Source organism: Methylobacterium brachiatum, from assembly GCF_900113845.1.
GTDB lineage: Bacteria > Pseudomonadota > Alphaproteobacteria > Rhizobiales > Beijerinckiaceae > Methylobacterium > Methylobacterium brachiatum.
Genome location: NZ_FOQW01000017.1, coordinates 119,967 through 135,881, shown reverse-complemented (window position 1 = coordinate 135,881; position 15,915 = coordinate 119,967). Strand labels below are relative to the sequence as shown.

Genomic DNA, 15,915 nt, shown 5'->3' with positions numbered 1-15,915 from the left:
GCCCCGGGCTACTACGTCACCGACCCGCGCGGCCTGTCGAGCCTCGACTACTTCGGCACCGTGCGCGGCCGCCTCGGCTACGCCTTCGACCGCACCCTGGTGTACGGCACCGGCGGTTTCGCCTACGGCTCGGGCAGCGCTGACCGTTCGTTCGGTGGCTACGCCGGCAACGACAGCTTCCGCACCGGCTACGCCGTCGGCGGCGGCATCGAGTACGCGCTGCCCACCGACTCGTTCCTGAACTTCTTCCGCTCGTCGGCCGTGACGCTCAAGGTCGAAGGCCTGTACGTCAACCTCGACCGCAACACCCGCAACCAGGGCGCGCTGGTGGTCAACGCCGCCAACAACTTCCCGGTCGCCTACAGCAATGTCGGCCGCCGCGACGACGAGTTCGCCGTGGTCCGCGCCGGCCTGAACTACAAGTTCGGCTCGTACTAAGACCCAGGACGCTCCCGGCCTCCGGGCCGGGAGACGGTGCGGCGGGCGAGGGGGTGTTGGTCCTCCTCCTCGCCTGCTGCGCAGAGAGGGCAGCCATCCGGTTGACCTTCGCATCCCCAGCCCGATCACACCGGCCGCGAGGTCGGCGACACCCCAGGCGCTCCCGCGCCCGGGGTGTTTTCGTTGCTACGAGGCTCGGAGCGACCGCGAAGCCGCCTTCCTCGCGAGGCTGAAACCGGCCGCGGCCGGGAGCCGCCGGGCGTCGTGGTCGAGCACGGCCCGCACACTGTCGGCGAGCACGAGCCACGCGCCGGCCATCAGCGTCACATCCTTCAGGACGAGCCGGCCGGCACCCGACAGGTACGGGAAGCCGTGCTGGGCGTCGCCCAAAGCCGTGACCCAGGCCTCCGGCGTGGTGACCAGGAACGACAGGGTCACGACCGGCGTGAGGAAAGCCAGCACCGCGCCGGCCAGCCCGAGGCGCCGCGACACCATCCCGACGAGGACGAGCACGCCGATCAGCAGCTCGACGGTCCCGAGGCCGCGGGAGAACGCGTAGGTGTGATTGGCCGCCTGCCAGGTCCGCTCCGCCAGCTTGAGTTCCCCCTCGTGGGTGAGGTGCTGCGCGTATTGATCGGGATGGGCGTAGAAGAACGACATCACCGGGCTGTTGGCGACGAACGGCGTGATGCTGTCGGCCTCGTAGGGCACGAACTTCAGAGCGCCGATCCAGAGAAAGATCACCGCGATGGCCAGCCGCATCGCCTGGAGGCCGATGCGGTTCGAGCCCGGTCCGGACACCAGACCGAGGACCTGCCGGATGTGCGTGTTCATGACACGATTCCTTCGCTCGAGGGGGAGAATGCGGGGTCAGGCTTCGGAGGACGCCGCATAGGCATCGAGGGCGCGCGTCGCGTAGACGACGGCGGCTCCCGCGTTGACGCTGGTGGCGACGCCGAGCGCTTCGGCGATCTCGGCTTCCGTCGCACCGAGCTTGCGCGCGGCGTCGGTGTGGACCGTGATACAGCCGTCGCAGCGCAGCGTGATCGCGACGGCCACGGCGATCAGCTCGCGGGTCTTGGCATCGAGCTGATCGGTCTTCTGGCCGGCCGTGCTCAGGGCGCCGTAGCCCCGGATCGTCTCAGGGCTGAGCTTGGCGAAATGCCCGACGCCGGCCGTGACCTGCTGTCGGTAGGTGTTCCAATCCATCATGTGCATGACGACCTCCTGTGTGATGACACGGAAGGTAGTCGGCGGCCGTCCCGTCCTCGATGACCGTCCGGCGCAAGCGGATGACCGCGGGGATCAAGCTGACGCCGCGGCGTGCGCGCCGTGGCGCGCCTGCCCGGGGCGGAGTCCGTATTTGCGCAGGAAGGCGCGGCTCAGCGCGGCCGCGGATTGGTAGCCCACCTCGTCGGCGAGGCGATCCAGCGGGATCGGCTGGGTCTGCAGCCGGTGATGGGCGAGCCCGAGCCGGAGGTCCGTCAGGAACGCCAGCGGCGCGACGCCGGCCGCCTTGCGGAAGGCCCGCACGAGGCTCGCCCGGGACGCCGCTGCCGCGGAGGCGAGTTCGTCCAGCGTCCAGGCACGGCGTGGATCGCCGACCATGGCGAGCACCGCCTGCGCCGTCATCCGCTGGCCGAGAAGGCGCAGCACACCCTCGGCCGGGGCCGCGGTGTCGAGGTGGGCGCGCAGCATCAGCATGAACAGCGCGCTGGCCAGGTTCTCGGCGATGGCGACCGCTCCGGCCTGCACGTCGCTCAGCTCTTCGCGGATCCCCACCAGCAGGGGGTGGAAGCGGGTGGAGAGCGGTTGCTCGCCGACGCGCAGCACGACGAGATCCGGCAACGCGGCCACGATCAGGCTCTGGGGCGCCGCTTCGAACCGCAGGCGGCCGCAGACCAGCTCGGCATCCGGCTCGGTGCCGAGGCTGGTCTTGAACCGGAGCGTGCCGTGATGCCGGACGCCGATCGGCGCAGGCGGCTGCGCATTCGGTCCCGCATCGCGCATCGTGTGCGCGTCACCGCGCGGCAGAAGCAGGATGTCCCCGGCGGCCAGGTGCAACGGCTCAGATCCCGGCCGCTGGAGGGTGGCGCGGCCGCGCGTGACGATGTGGAAATACGCCTGCCCGGCCGGCTCGGGCTCATGGATCGCGGCCCAGGCCCCGCCGAAGCGGCAGACATCGTCCAAGTGTGGGCGCACGCGCAGCAGCGGCGCGAGCCCACTCAGGACATCCTCGGCTTTCGTATCCATCGCGCGCCGATCCTATACGGCGATCGGCCCGTCTGGACATGGCCCTGCGCCGGGCTCCGGTGCGTAACCGCGCGCGAGGCCTCCGCGGGGATCCTCGGGGTGCCGCGCAGCGAGGCCGCGTCCGTTGCGCCCCGGAGCGGGATCCCGGCGCCAAACCTCCTCCGGTGGGTGAGGTGGTGAGGCGCTGCCATCGCGCAGAGGTTGCGGGCCGGGGCGTGTGGCCAAGGACCCCGAAGGCCGCAGCGGGGTTAGCCCTTCTAGGAGCGCGGTCGACCCCGACGAGGTCCGCCCCGCGGCACGGAGAACATGATGTCGGACAGCACCTTGGCTTCAGTAACGGTCCCCTCCCTGAAGGCCGCGCGATCGGCGCGCGACCGCCTCGCCCGTGCCGGGTTTGCGCGCAACAGCATCGACATCGAGCGGCATGGCGACGTGTTCGCGGTCTCGATCAACACCCGGGAGGAGAACCGGGATCGGGCCGAGCGCATCCTGACCGGCTCGCCGCTGGGCAACGATCTGCGCCAGGCCGGCGAGCAGGCGGCCGACTTCCTGCACGGCAACCGCTCCCTCGCCCTCGGCCTCGCCGCGCTGGCCGGCTTCGCCCTGTTCAGCCTGACGAACCGCCGGTAACGGCCTTGCGCCGTCGGCAGGCCGACCCCGTGAGCGCTCGCCCACCCCCGTTCGGCCTCCGGCCCCGGCAGACGGCGCCGGAGATCGAGGGGGACGTGTGCGGGGCCCCGCAGCCTCCTGAATCGGCTGACGCGCCGCTGCCTGGGCTGCGCGGCGTCCGCCGGGCGCGGTCATCCGTCACCGGCTGGCCCGCTCGGCTGCCGGGTGGACGCGTTCGGCGTTCGCGGCCGGATGGGCCGCGAACGCCTCATCTGAGTCCGGGCGCCGCCGGGATCGATAGCCGAGGCTCAGAGTGAGCCGCCGAAGCTCAGCAAGCCTCCGATGGCGGTGGTGCCGAGCGCCGTCGTCCTCGCGAATGTGGTCGCGGACACGGTGAGATCGTTGCCCAGACCGAATTTCAGCCCCGTTCGCGCCTCGCCCCGCGTCCGGGTCAGATCGGCGTTGTACTTGAAATCGCCGATGTAATCCGCGTGCGCCGTGAAGCGCATCGTCGGCTTGCGCACCGCCTGCTCGATCTCGACGCCGGAAATCCAGCTCAGATTCGTCGTCAGCGGCACGGAGACGTCGGCTCCGAGATAGCCGAGCGTGCTGCGGTAGACGATCCCGTCATACTGCACCGGGAAGCTGACATTGGCTTCCGTATAGCCCTGCCGGGTGACACGGCTGGTCCTGACGCCGCCATGCCAGCCGACCACGAGGTCGTCGAACAGCGGCACGGTCTGCCCGATCTCGAACGCGCCCGCGAGGCCGCCCACCCGGGCGCCCCCGGTGCCGGCCTCCGTCGCGGTGGATTGCAGGCGGCGGACATCCGCGTGGTACTGGCTGGCCGCGAAGACGGAGCGCACGTACCACTCACCGCCCGCATAAGGCTGACGCCAGTTCAGGAAGGCGCCCCCGCCCACGGCGTTGCGATTGTCGTTGAAGGCCGGCGACGGCAGGGCGCGGTAGGGCGCGTAGCTGAGATGCGCACCGATCGTGAGGTTGTCGGTCAGGCCGTAGCTCAACGGCAGCGTTGAGAGCGTATCCGTGTTGCTGCCGTCCGAGACGAATCCCGCGCTGGCCGACCAGCAGAGACTGCCCCTACTGCAGGACCAGGTCTGCTGCTGATAGGCGAGCGACAGGCGCTGCAACTCCAGGACCGAGAAGGTGTCGTAGCGCAGCCGGGACACAGACCGGCGCGTGTTCGTGACATCGACGAGCTGCGTGCGCACGTCGGACGCCGCTGCGGCGGGCGTCGAATCCGGGGTTGGGGCCTGTGACGGGGTGGTCGCCGCCGGGGTTTGCGCCGGGGGCTGAGCGGGAGCTTGTCCCGACGCCTGTGCCGTCGCTTGTCCGGGGGGCTGTGTCGTCGTCTGCGCCGTGGCCTGTCCTGGATGCTGCGCCGTCGCAGATGCCACGGCCTGTACCGACGGCTGCGTCGTCGCAGACACTGGAGGCTGAGCGGCAGCTTGCCGCGCGGCCTGTACCGAAGGCTGCGTCGTCGCCGACGCTGGGGGCTGAGCGGCAGCTTGCTCCGTGGCCTGCGCCGCGGTCTGCACCGAAGGCTGCGTCGCCGCCGACGCCGAGGGGACCGCGGCAGGGGCGTGACTGGCTGCTTGCGTCTGCGGGCTCGCGGGTCGAGGGGCCTGAGTCTGCGGGGGCGAGGTCCTATTGGCAGGCGTCGCCGGATAGGTGATCTTCCACAGGACGGCGTGGGGATCGCCCGAGTCGGTCTCGGAATACCCGGCCGCGACCCGACCGTCGGCCGAGAGGGCCTGAACCTCGGACACGCCGCCGCCATCCGATCGCAGGGTGCCGAGATCGGTCCTGCTGCGCCAGCCGTCGCCGAACCAGACGACACCGTGCGCGAAGCCCGATGCGGTGCTGGCCATGCCGCCTGCGATCCGGCCGTCGGCGGACAGGGCCCGCACCCAGGACGACCCGCTGTTGTCGGCCCGGAGCGTCCCGAGATCGCGCTTCTCCGACCAGCGCGATCCGGACCAGAGCGCCGCGTGGGTGTAGCCGGAATCCGTCGTGCTGCTGCCCGCCGCCACGGTGCCGTCGGCCGAGAGCGCCCGCACCACCGAAGTACCCCGATTGTCGGATTTCAGGGTGCCGAGATCGGTCTTGGTTGCCCAATTGGCGCCGGACCACAGGGTGGCGTGCGAATAGACATCGACGCTGCGATCGGGCGCCGCATACCCCCCGACGACCGACCCGTCCTTCGAGAGGGCGTAGGCCCAGGACGTCCCGGAATTGTCGGACCGCAGGGTGCCGAGATCGGTCTTGACCGACCAGTTCTGCCCCGACCACAGCGCCGCATGGGTCGTCCCGGAATCGACGCTCGACTCGCCGGCCGCGACGCGCCCGTCATTGGACAGCGCATAGACGCCGGACGTGCCCGACTGGTCCGATGTCAGGGTGCCGAGATCGGTCTTGGTCGCCCAGTTCGTTCCTGACCACGTGACAGCCCGTAACGTCTCGTCCGCGTTCTCGGCGATCCCCGCGATGACGTTGCCGTCCTTCGACACCGCATAGGCCTTCGCGGCACCCGTGTTGTCGGACCGCAATGTGCCCAGATCCTGCTTCTGGGCCAGGTCGGTGCCCGACCAGACCGCGGCGCGCATATTGTAGCCGTGGTTGTCGGTGTATGCGTCGCCGACGGCGACGCTGCCGGTTGCGGAGAGGCCCCAGATCTCCGACGCCCAATCATTGCCGGTCTTGAGCGTGCCGAGATCCCTCCGGCTGACGCCGTTACTGGACGCCGGGGAGGCCACAACTGAGGTGCCGGAGGCGGGGGAACCGGAGGGCGTGGACGAAGGAGACAGGGTTGCGTCCTGGACGGTGATGTTGGTGTCGTTGTCGAGCACGCGGTGAAGTTCGTCCGAGGTCAGCGACACCACGCCACCGTGTCGCGGATTGAGAGCGTTGATATCTGTATTGTTTACTGTGGTGAATGTCTTGAAATCTTCCGTTTTAGAAATTCCGAACCCGTTCGGTGGGTAGTATCTATCATACATCACCATGTAGCCATTGCCGTTATTCAGCCGATAGGCCTGCGGGCCTTCTACGGCTTGCCCAGGATTCACGAGCGCCAGGTACTTGTTGGTTGGCATGATGTAGCCCCAGGTCAGGTGATCTGACACTGCGAGCTTGATACCTTTGGTCGGCGTGCTTTCCGTCTTCATCAAAAGATAATATTTTCCATCCTTCTCCGTGATATCATTGTCGATGTACCTAACTCCATCCCGGGCATAGAAGAGCTTCCGCGGCGTTTCCGTCAATCTTGTAAAATCACTATTTGCATGGGCGTAATACGATTGGTGGCCCCAATCATTATTGGCCCCGCTCAAATAGACCATGTTTCTATCGACCAGAGGGTCGTAGGCGACCTGCGGTGCCCAAGCGGCTGTCAAGCTTGGGAAGAGCTTCGGATATTCTGTAGCAAAATTGATCGCTGACGATTTCCAGTGAATGAGGTCCGGGGACTTCATCAGCACGATGCCCCGATTGCTTCCCCAGCCCCAATCGCTCTTCATGTCCGTCGCGGTGATGTAGAAATTTCCATCCTGTCCGCGGGCAATATAAGGATCGCGCAGGTTGCCTGATTGCGCAAATCGTCCGTCGATGACCGGGTTGCCATCGTTAAGTTTATTGAATCTCCGGCCGTCTAGGCTATATGAGAATTTGAGGACTTCCTCCCAGGGGCGATTGCCCGTAAAATAGGTCAATAAATAGCCGTCATAAGGCGGGTATTCGCCAGACGCGAAGCTGTAGCTGGGCGAGATTTGCAATACTATTGCGATCGCTGCGATTTTTGTCGCGTGTTTCATGCTATTGTCCCCCCTTGAGTTGGTATTTTTGCTTTTATTTTGTGTGGTGCGCTGCTTCTTGAGCAGCACTCGGTAGCCGCTTTCACCGTATGGCAACCTTGCCCCACAAGGCGCCAAATCAAATATCTCCCGCCAGAAGTGCTCTAGATAAAGCACGAGGTATTGTCGGGATCGATCAAATGGATTGTAGTAGTCGGATCTTGCGTCGTGAAAATCACGGCAAGGAACAGAATGATCCGATGTTTATGCCTCCATCGTTGGCGGTCGGCGACCAATCTGGAAGATAAAACGCATTAAATTGCCGATGCAACAGCAAAATGCATAGTCTTGCTATGCAATATCAATCAATATTCGAGCAAATGTTCAAATTTAATTACCAATGCGATCTGTAGCACGCGAAACCGAAATTGATCTATGACTCGCCAAAGAAGTTTCTCGGCGCGGATCCGGTCCGAAATTATTATGCGCCGAGGCTCAGGTAGGGGCTTTGCCGGGATCGCCTGCACCCAGCCCCAACATGCCCCGCCGGGGCGGCATCACGATCGGCCGTGGTCCGGCCGGCCCGGCTCCCGGATCCCGCGGTGACAGGCGGGTTTCCGAGAACCGAGCCACCTCACCCCACGCCGTTCCGCCTGCGGAATTCGGCCGGGGTGATGCCGACGTGGCGCACGAAGGCTCGGCGCAGGGTGTCGGCGTTGGCGAAGCCGGTCAGGGCGGCGACCTGCTTGGGGGAGAGGCCCTCCGCTTCCAGGCGGCGCCGCGCCGCCGCGACCCGGGCGGCCTCGACCCAGTCGGCCGGGGTCATGCCGACCTCGCTCCGGAACAGCCGCGCGAAGTGCCGGGGGCTGAGGCCGGCCCGTTCGGCCAGCCGGGCCACGCTGTGGTCCTCCGCGGGGGCGGCCGCGATCCAGCGCTGGACCTCCTGGAGCACCGCCCGGCCCGACGGTTCGGTCGCGCCGCTGCGGCTGAACTGCATCTGGCCGCCGGGCCGCTTGAAGAACATCACGAGCTGCGCGGCGACGCGCTTGGCCAGCTCCCGGCCGAGATCCTCCTCGACCAGGGTCACCGCCAGGTCGAGGCCCGCCGTCACCCCGGCCGCGGTGCAGACCGGGCCGTCGCGGACCTGGATCGCGTCCGGCTCGACCCGGATCGCGGGGTAGCGTCGGGCCAGGGCGTCGGCCGCCGCCCAATGGGTGGTGATCCGGCGCCCGTCCAGCAGCCCGGCTTCGGCCAGCGCGAAGGCGCCGGTGCAGACCGAGCCGAAACGCCGGGCCGATGGGGCCGTGCGCCGCAGCCAGTCGAGCAGGGCAACGGCGGGACGCCGATGCGGCGCGTCCGGCGATCCCGCCACCAGCACCGTGTCGGGAGCACCGGGATCGGCGTCGAAGATCGTCCGATCCGCGAGCAGCCGCGCGCCGGACGAGGTCGCGATCGTGGTGGCCTGCGCGGACACGATCTCGGTCCGGTAGACGGCGCGCCCGGCCTGGACATTCGCCTCCGCGAACACGTCCAGCGGGCCGGAGACGTCGAGCATCTGCACGCCCGGTCCCGCGACGATCACGAGTCTCCGCTCCACGCTGCACGCCATCACGTCCGCCGGACGCGCGATTTGGCCGTCTGGGACGTGTTCCGTCAACTCCGGACGTAACGCGCGGCGCTAACCTCCCGGGGTCAGCAAGGAGTGAAAGCCATGGCTCATCCCATCGACGGCGTCGCCATTCCCGACAGCACGCTCGCCCGCGCGGTGACCGAGCTCGTCCGGGATACGGAATCGCCGCTGCTCTTCCACCATTCCAGCCGCGTCTATTATTTCGGCACCCTGGCCGGGAAGCGGCGCGGCCTGACCTACGATCCGGAGTTGCTCTATGTCGGCGCGATGTTCCACGACATGGGGCTGACGCCGCAGCACAGCAGCGCGACCGAGCGCTTCGAGGTCGACGGCGCCAACGCGGCCCGGGACTTCCTACGCGGCCACGGCATCGCCCAGGCCGATATCGACACGGTGTGGGCCGCCATCGCGCTGCACACCACGCCGGGCATCCCGCAGCACATGCATCCCGTGGTCGCCCTGGTCACCGCCGGGGTCGAGATGGACGTGCTCGGGCTGACCTACGCCCAGTACAGCGACGCCGAGCGCGAGGCCGTCGTGCGGGCGCATCCCCGGCCCCCGCATTTCAAGGAGGATATCATCCAGGCCTTCTACGAGGGGATCCGGCACAAGCCGGACACGACCTTCGGCAACGTCAAGGCCGATGTGATCGCCGACAAGGAGCCGCATTTCCACGCCGGAAACTTCTGCAGCGTGATCCGCCATTCGCCCTGGCGCGGGTGAGGCGGCGCGGGGAACGCAGGTCTCCTCTCCTTGAGACAGCACAAAGCCCCGGGCGCCATGGGCATCCGGGGCTTTGTGCTGACCTGGGCGTCCCGTCCGATCGGGCCGGGGTGCCGAGGCGAAGCGGCCGGATGGACGGGGGCCTGGGGAGGCCCCCGTCCATCCGAAACGCTCCCGGCCCGGAGGCCGGGAGCGTCCTGGGTCTTAGTACGAGCCGAACTTGTAGTTCAGGCCGGCGCGGACCACGGCGAACTCGTCGTCGCGGCGGCCGACATTGCTGTAGGCGACCGGGAAGTTGTTGGCGGCGTTGACCACCAGCGCGCCCTGGTTGCGGGTGTTGCGGTCGAGGTTGACGTACAGGCCTTCGACCTTGAGCGTCACGGCCGAGGACCGGAAGAAGTTCAGGAACGAGTCGGTGGGGAGCGCGTACTCGATGCCGCCGCCGACGGCGTAGCCGGTGCGGAAGCTGTCGTTGCCGGCGTAGCCACCGAACGAGCGGTCGGCGCTGCCCGAGCCGTAGGCGAAGCCGCCGGTGCCGTACACGAGGGTGCGGTCGAAGGCGTAGCCGAGACGGCCGCGCACGGTGCCGAAGTAGTCGAGGCTCGACAGGCCGCGCGGGTCGGTGACGTAGTAGCCCGGGGCGACGGCGCCGCTCACGAAGGCGTTGTTCCGGCCGCGGCCGAAGTCGAGATACTGGGCGTCGGCCTCGATGCCGACCACCACGCCCGAGCCCGGGGTGAACTGGACGTTGTAGCCGACCTGGGCGCCGCCGGAGAAGCCGTCCTGGCTGCGGTTGCTGAAGGTGGCGGTGGTGCCGGGGGCGGCGTAGGGGAAGGGCACGCCGAAGGTGGAGTTGTTCGAGCGGCTGCTGGCGTCGAAGGCGTAGCCGGCGTTGATACCGAAATAGGCGCCGGTCCAGGTGAACACCGGGACGGGAGTGAAGACGGGCGGCGGGGCGGCGCGACGCGGCAGGTCGGCGGCCGAGGCGGCGCCGGTCAGGAGGGCCGTGGCGGCGCTCGCGAGAAGAAGCTTCTTGATCATCTGGTCCTCAATCTCCCGTTGATCGGGATGTGCCCGGGGACAGGACGTCAGGAAGGCCCGACGCGATAGTGCAACGCTGCAACAGGGCCCGCGAAGGCTCCGGGCCGGTGGCCAAAAAGGTGCGCTGGAACACATCGCGAGCCCGTGATGACTGGGGCCCATGCATTATTCGGCCAAAACTGACCCCGGATAAAAATATGGTTCGGCAATACGCGCAGCCGCGGCGTGTTAACCTACGTGTAACATTCGGGGCTCGGCCCGAGAGCAGATCCCGCGGTCCCGGTCTCGCCTGTAGATTGCGTTGTGACGGGCCGGAGCGGGCGGGCCCCCGGCCGGGCGTACTGCGCCCCCGCGCTGACCTCCCCTTTGAGGCCGGTCGGGCGGGGCCCGCCAGAATGCGACGTGGACGATCCGGGCCGCTTCCCCTAGCTTCAAGGCATGTCAGCGGCCGATTTCCTGCCCGATGACGGCTTGGTGCGGGCGACAGGCCGTTTGGCGGTCGCCTGTTCCCTCCCGGACGTCGTGTCCATCCTGCGCGAGACGGCACGGGACATCGTCGGCTCCGACGGGGTCGCGGTGGTCCTGCGGGAGGGCGGATCCTGCTTCTACGCCGCGGAGGACGCGATCGAGCCCCTGTGGCGGGGGCGCCGGTTCCCCCTCACCGCCTGCATTTCCGGGTGGGTGATGCTCAACGACGAGACCGCCGTTATCCCGGCCATCGAGTTCGACCCCCGGGTGCCGATCGAGGCCTACCGCACCACGTCGATGCGCAGCCTCGTGATGGTGCCGATCGGGTCGCCGGAGCCGATCGCCGCCCTGGGTGCCTATTGGTGCACGTCGGTCATCCCGGACGACATGACGGTCTACCGGCTGGAGATGCTGGCGCGGCAGGCCGGGGCCGCGCTGGCCTCCCTCCACCCGCACGCCCAGGCGCGGCGCCCCGGTGCCGTGCCGTCATCCGATCGCGAGGCCGGGCGGCCGGCCTAGGCGCAGCCCGGGGCGGGCCGTGCGCCTGCGTCGCAGCGGGGATCGATCACCGGCCTCCGGCTGTTGCCGACACGCCCGCGGCTCGCCTGGATGTCTCAAGCCCCCTCATGAAGCGCTTCGTCCTCATCGGCATCTTCGCCGCCCTGTTCGCCGCGATCATCGCGATTGCCGGCACATGGTCCGTCGTCACGCCCATCAATCCGGCGGTCGCCCCGGACACCGCCGCGGCACCGAACCCGACCGCGCAGCGGAAGTGACGGTTGCCGGCCTGCGGGATCGCGTCGCGCGATCTCACCGGCGCCCGCCCGCCTCCGCCCGGCCCCGGAGAGCCGCCAGCAGGCCGCCTTCGAGGAGCAGGGCGGATCCGTAGTGGAACTCGATATCGAAGCGGCTTCGGGAGTTCATCGACAGGGATGCGCTCTGCAGGGCGATGAGCCGGCCGGCCTCGTCGAACAGGCCTGAGCCCGAGCCGCCGTAGCCGTCGTTGCAATCGTGGCGGGCGCGGCGGATCGCATCCTCGCTCGGCGGGTCGATCCGCTGGATGGCGCAGCGCTCGAGGCTGCTGGGGCCGCGATAATTGCCGTGGCCCGCGGGCGACACCATGGTCACCGGCAGGGTGATGTCCCCGACCGGCAGGTCGGGCGGCTCCGGCAGGGGCTGCGGGGCCGCATCGGCCGGGCGGTCGAGGCGCAGGATCGCCCAATCGTCGGTGATGTGCAGGCCGTCCGCCCCGGGGGCGGTGCCGAGCACCAGGCTGTCGGCCTCGAACTCGTAGTTGCGGCCGCCGATCTGGAAGTAGCAGTCGGCCACCGGGCGGGTGACCGCGAGGCGGCGATCCCGGAAATTGTGGGCGTTCAGCAAAACGGTCGAGCGATCGGCGATCAGCCACGCCGCGGCCGCCTTCTGCGGGACGCCGTCCGGACCCCGGCACCACAGGATGCCGGCGCCCCGATAGCGCTCGAAATCGGCGCCGGTCAGGTCGCGGCGCGCATCCTGCGGATACAGCGCTGCGACGCGACCCGCCGTCCCGGCTCGGTCCGCGCCTCGGGCGGCGCCGGCCAGAGCGAGCAGCGCCGTCACCAGCAGGATCGACCGCCGGGGGGCTCCGGAGACCGGCATTGTGCCGGCAAAGAACGGGCTGGACCGTCTCAAGCCCATCGAGCAGCCCCGAAGACTGAAGGCCGCGCATGGTGCGGGCCGGGAACACAGTTCTGGGCGGGCGCCGGGGGACGGTCAAGCCGGCCACCGGTATTCCGCCGCGTCCCCGCGGCATTGCCGAATTATCCCGCCAACAAATGTCAGCTTGCCTGAAGACATCGTCGGGCATTGGCGCATAAAACTGAAAGGTGACAAGATCTTAATAAGCAGATCATAAAGGTCGAATGTCTCTAAGTCGCAAATAAAGCTGACTATCGACGCGGGCGGCCTCGATCGATCTTGCACTGCGAAAATGAATAGCCGCGTTGCCGAAAGGCCGGCGGCCTGGCGAGGAGATGCATCATGAGAAGGCTAGCGGGTTCAGTCTCGGCCCTGGCGATCCTGGCACTGGCGCCGGTCGGCCTTGCGGGCGCGGCTTTCGCCAACGACAAGCTCATCGAGCAGTCGAAGAGCGGCGAAAACTGGGTGATGCCCGGTAAGAACTACGATTCCGACAATTACAGCGACCTGACGCAGATCAACAAGACGAACGTCAAGCAGCTGAAGCCGGCCTGGACCTTCTCCACCGGCCTGCTCAACGGCCACGAGGGCGCGCCCCTGGTCGTCGACGGGAAGATGTACGTCCACACCTCGTTCCCGAACAACACCTTCGCGCTCGACCTCGACGATCCGGGCAAGATCCTGTGGCAGGACAAGCCCAAGCAGAACCCGGCCGCCCGCTCGGTCGCCTGCTGCGACCTCGTCAACCGCGGGCTGGCCTACTGGCCGGGCGACGGCAAGACCCCGGCGCTGATCCTGAAGACCCTGCTCGACGGCAACGTCGTGGCGCTGAACGCGCAGACCGGCGAGACGGTCTGGAAGGTCGAGAATTCCGACATTAAGGTCGGCTCGACGCTCACCATCGCCCCCTACGTGGTGAAGGACAAGGTGATCATCGGCTCCTCGGGCGCCGAGCTCGGCGTGCGCGGCTACCTGACCGCCTACGACGTGAAGACCGGCGCCCAGGTCTGGCGCGCCTACGCCACCGGCCCGGACGAGGACCTGCTGCTAGCCAAGGACTTCAACATCAAGAACGCCCATTACGGCCAGAAGGGCCTGGGCACCTCCACCTGGGAGGGCGACGCCTGGAAGATCGGCGGCGGCACCAACTGGGGCTGGTACGCCTACGACCCGGGCACGAACATGATCTATTTCGGCACCGGCAACCCGGCGCCCTGGAACGAGACCATGCGTCCGGGCGACAACAAGTGGACGATGACGATCTTCGGCCGCGACGTCGACACCGGCGAGGCGCATTTCGGCTACCAGAAGACGCCCCACGACGAGTGGGACTATGCCGGCGTCAACGTGATGATGCTGTCCGAGCAGAAGGACAAGGACGGGAAGATGAGGAAGCTCCTCACCCATCCCGACCGCAACGGCATCGTCTACACCCTCGACCGGACGGACGGCTCGCTGGTCTCGGCCAACAAGATCGACGACACGGTGAACGTGTTCAAGTCGGTCGATCTGAAGTCCGGCACGCCGGTGCGCGACCCGGAATACGGCACCCGGATGGATCACCTCGCCAAGGACATCTGTCCCTCGGCGATGGGCTACCACAACCAGGGGCACGATTCCTACGATCCGAAGCGCCAAGCCTTCTACATGGGCATCAACCACATCTGCATGGATTGGGAGCCGTTCATGCTGCCCTACCGGGCGGGCCAGTTCTTCGTCGGCGCGACGCTGAACATGTATCCGGGCCCGAAGGGGGACCGGCAGAACTACGAGGGGCTCGGCCAGATCAAGAGCTACAACGCCATCACCGGCAAGTTCAACTGGGAGAAGATGGAGCGCTTCGCCGTCTGGGGCGGCACCACCGCCACCGCCGGCAACATCGTGCTCTACGGGACGCTCGACGGCTTCATCAAGGCGCGCGACTCGGACAACGGCGACCTGCTCTGGAAGTTCAAGCTGCCCTCCGGGGCGATCGGCTACCCGATCACCTACACCCACAAGGGCACCCAATACGTCGCCATCTATTACGGCGTCGGCGGCTGGCCGGGCGTGGGCCTGGTGTTCGACCTGCAGGATCCGACCGCCGGCCTCGGCGCGGTCGGCGCCTTCAAGAAGCTCGCCAACTATACCCAGATGGGCGGCGGCGTGGTCGTGTTCTCCCTGGACGGCAAGGGTCCGTACGACGACCCGAATGTCGGCGAGTACGCGCAGCACGCATCCAAGTGATCCGCACGTAACCCGCGCCTCCTGGCGCGACAGCTCCGCCGCCCCGTCCGGGCGGCGGAGCCCCGGTTCGCCGGCCCCGCCCTCCCGGCGCGGGAACCGCCTCCCGATGAAACCCTTTGAGGGATCGAAACCATGCCGCTCCTCGGCGGAATCCTTCGCGCGGCGACCTGTGTCGCGGCCCTGCTCGCCCTCGCGATCCCGGCCCAGCAAGCCTGGGCGCAGGAATCAGAGGCGCAGGCCATCCAGGCCGAGCCCGGCAAGGCTGCGGCCGCGCCCAAGCCCGACCCGTCCATCCTGCGGATCTGCGCCTCCGAGAAGCAGCCGCCGCTCTCCATGCGGGACGGGTCCGGCCTGGAGAACCGGGTCGCCGTCGCGGTCGCCGAGGCGATGGGGAAGAAGCCGGTCTTCGTCTGGCTCGCCAAGCCGGCGATCTACCTGGTGCGCGACGGGCTCGAGAAGCGGACCTGCGACGTGGTGGTCGGCCTCGACAGCGACGACCCGCGGGTGCTGACCACCAAGCCCTACTACCGCAGCGGCTACGTCTTCATCACCCGCGCCGACAAGGACCTCGACGTGAAGTCGTGGTCGGATCCGCGCCTCAAGACCGTCGACCACATGGTCGTCCCGCTGGGTTCCCCGGGCGAGGCGATGCTCAAGGATATCGGCCGCTACGAGGAGGACATGGCCTACCTCTACTCGCTGGTCGGCTTCCGGGCGCCGCGCAACCAGTACACGCAGATCGATCCGGCCCGGATCGTCAGCGAGGTCGCCAACGACAAGGCGGATGTGGGCGTCGCCTTCGGGCCCGACGTGGCCCGCTACGTCAAGGACTCGGCCGTGCCCCTGCGCATGACCCTCGTGCCCAACGATACGGTCAGCAGCGACGGCCGCAAGATGCCCCAGAGCTTCGACCAGTCCATGGGCGTGCGCCGGGACGACACGGCGCTCCGCGATGCCCTCGATGCCGCCATCGCCAAGGCCAAGCCGCAGATCGACGCGATCCTGAAGCAGGACGGCGTCCCGGTGGCGACCAACTGA

Annotated in this window: 14 protein-coding genes; 7 read left to right on the top strand and 7 right to left on the bottom strand. The window is 67.9% G+C overall.

Translation table 11 applies throughout. The annotated features are described in order from the left end of the window. Nucleotides 1–438, top strand: a 438-nt coding sequence (locus tag BMZ47_RS21645) for an outer membrane protein (protein WP_139221040.1), incomplete at its 5' end; no start/stop codon positions are given. A gap of 186 nt (nucleotides 439–624) precedes the next feature. On the opposite strand, the gene rclC is transcribed toward BMZ47_RS21645, so the two are convergent. The 3 genes from rclC to BMZ47_RS21630 all read right to left on the bottom strand — a co-directional run bounded on the left by rclC (nucleotide 625) and on the right by BMZ47_RS21630 (nucleotide 2,691). Next, entirely contained in the window at nucleotides 625–1,272 is a 648-nt protein-coding gene (gene rclC / locus BMZ47_RS21640; RefSeq protein ID WP_091864148.1) for a reactive chlorine resistance membrane protein RclC, read from the bottom strand. Nucleotides 1,273–1,308: 36 nt separating this feature from the next. Then, nucleotides 1,309–1,656: a carboxymuconolactone decarboxylase family protein gene (locus tag BMZ47_RS21635; protein ID WP_091864147.1), complete on the bottom strand. Its 348-nt coding sequence runs from the start codon at nucleotides 1,654–1,656 to the stop codon at nucleotides 1,309–1,311. 87 nt (nucleotides 1,657–1,743) lie between these two features. Continuing rightward, on the bottom strand, nucleotides 1,744–2,691 hold the full coding sequence (locus BMZ47_RS21630) for a cupin domain-containing protein (RefSeq protein ID WP_091864146.1): 948 nt from the start codon (nucleotides 2,689–2,691) through the stop codon (nucleotides 1,744–1,746). Nucleotides 2,692–3,000: 309 nt separating this feature from the next. On the opposite strand from BMZ47_RS21630, the gene BMZ47_RS21625 reads away from it, so the two are divergent. Further along, nucleotides 3,001–3,321 carry a hypothetical protein gene (locus BMZ47_RS21625; RefSeq protein ID WP_007569243.1) on the top strand — a complete coding sequence of 107 codons (321 nt, stop codon included), beginning with the start codon at nucleotides 3,001–3,003 and terminating at the stop codon, nucleotides 3,319–3,321. A 287-nt stretch (nucleotides 3,322–3,608) separates the two neighbouring features. Here the strand turns inward: BMZ47_RS21625 and BMZ47_RS21620 are convergent, their stop codons facing one another. Beyond that, nucleotides 3,609–7,202, bottom strand: coding sequence for a family 43 glycosylhydrolase (locus BMZ47_RS21620; RefSeq protein WP_139221039.1), 3,594 nt, complete (start codon nucleotides 7,200–7,202; stop codon nucleotides 3,609–3,611). Between the two features lie 544 nt (nucleotides 7,203–7,746). Beyond that, a complete protein-coding gene (locus BMZ47_RS21615) occupies nucleotides 7,747–8,721 on the bottom strand; it encodes a GlxA family transcriptional regulator (RefSeq protein ID WP_091864144.1) in 975 nt (324 codons plus the stop codon). Nucleotides 8,722–8,823: 102 nt separating this feature from the next. On the opposite strand from BMZ47_RS21615, the gene BMZ47_RS21610 reads away from it, so the two are divergent. After that, nucleotides 8,824–9,465, top strand: coding sequence for an HD domain-containing protein (locus BMZ47_RS21610; RefSeq protein WP_091864143.1), 642 nt, complete (start codon nucleotides 8,824–8,826; stop codon nucleotides 9,463–9,465). A 204-nt stretch (nucleotides 9,466–9,669) separates the two neighbouring features. Here BMZ47_RS21610 and BMZ47_RS21605 read toward each other — a convergent pair whose 3' ends face one another. Next, nucleotides 9,670–10,506 carry an outer membrane protein gene (locus BMZ47_RS21605; RefSeq protein ID WP_091864142.1) on the bottom strand — a complete coding sequence of 279 codons (837 nt, stop codon included), beginning with the start codon at nucleotides 10,504–10,506 and terminating at the stop codon, nucleotides 9,670–9,672. Between the two features lie 438 nt (nucleotides 10,507–10,944). On the opposite strand from BMZ47_RS21605, the gene BMZ47_RS21600 reads away from it, so the two are divergent. Next, nucleotides 10,945–11,493, top strand: coding sequence for a GAF domain-containing protein (locus BMZ47_RS21600; protein WP_091864141.1), 549 nt, complete (start codon nucleotides 10,945–10,947; stop codon nucleotides 11,491–11,493). Between the two features lie 107 nt (nucleotides 11,494–11,600). Next, nucleotides 11,601–11,750 (top strand): hypothetical protein, encoded by a 150-nt coding sequence (locus BMZ47_RS28665; RefSeq protein ID WP_007569493.1) that lies wholly within the window; start codon nucleotides 11,601–11,603, stop codon nucleotides 11,748–11,750. Nucleotides 11,751–11,784: 34 nt separating this feature from the next. Here BMZ47_RS28665 and BMZ47_RS21595 read toward each other — a convergent pair whose 3' ends face one another. Beyond that, nucleotides 11,785–12,651: a S1 family peptidase gene (locus tag BMZ47_RS21595; RefSeq protein ID WP_091864140.1), complete on the bottom strand. Its 867-nt coding sequence runs from the start codon at nucleotides 12,649–12,651 to the stop codon at nucleotides 11,785–11,787. A gap of 342 nt (nucleotides 12,652–12,993) precedes the next feature. Here BMZ47_RS21595 and BMZ47_RS21590 point away from each other — a divergent pair, with 342 nt between their 5' ends. Both BMZ47_RS21590 and moxJ read left to right on the top strand, forming a co-directional pair. Continuing rightward, nucleotides 12,994–14,877 (top strand): methanol/ethanol family PQQ-dependent dehydrogenase, encoded by a 1,884-nt coding sequence (locus BMZ47_RS21590; protein ID WP_091864139.1) that lies wholly within the window; start codon nucleotides 12,994–12,996, stop codon nucleotides 14,875–14,877. 132 nt (nucleotides 14,878–15,009) lie between these two features. Beyond that, a complete protein-coding gene (moxJ, locus tag BMZ47_RS21585) occupies nucleotides 15,010–15,915 on the top strand; it encodes a methanol oxidation system protein MoxJ (RefSeq protein ID WP_091864138.1) in 906 nt (301 codons plus the stop codon).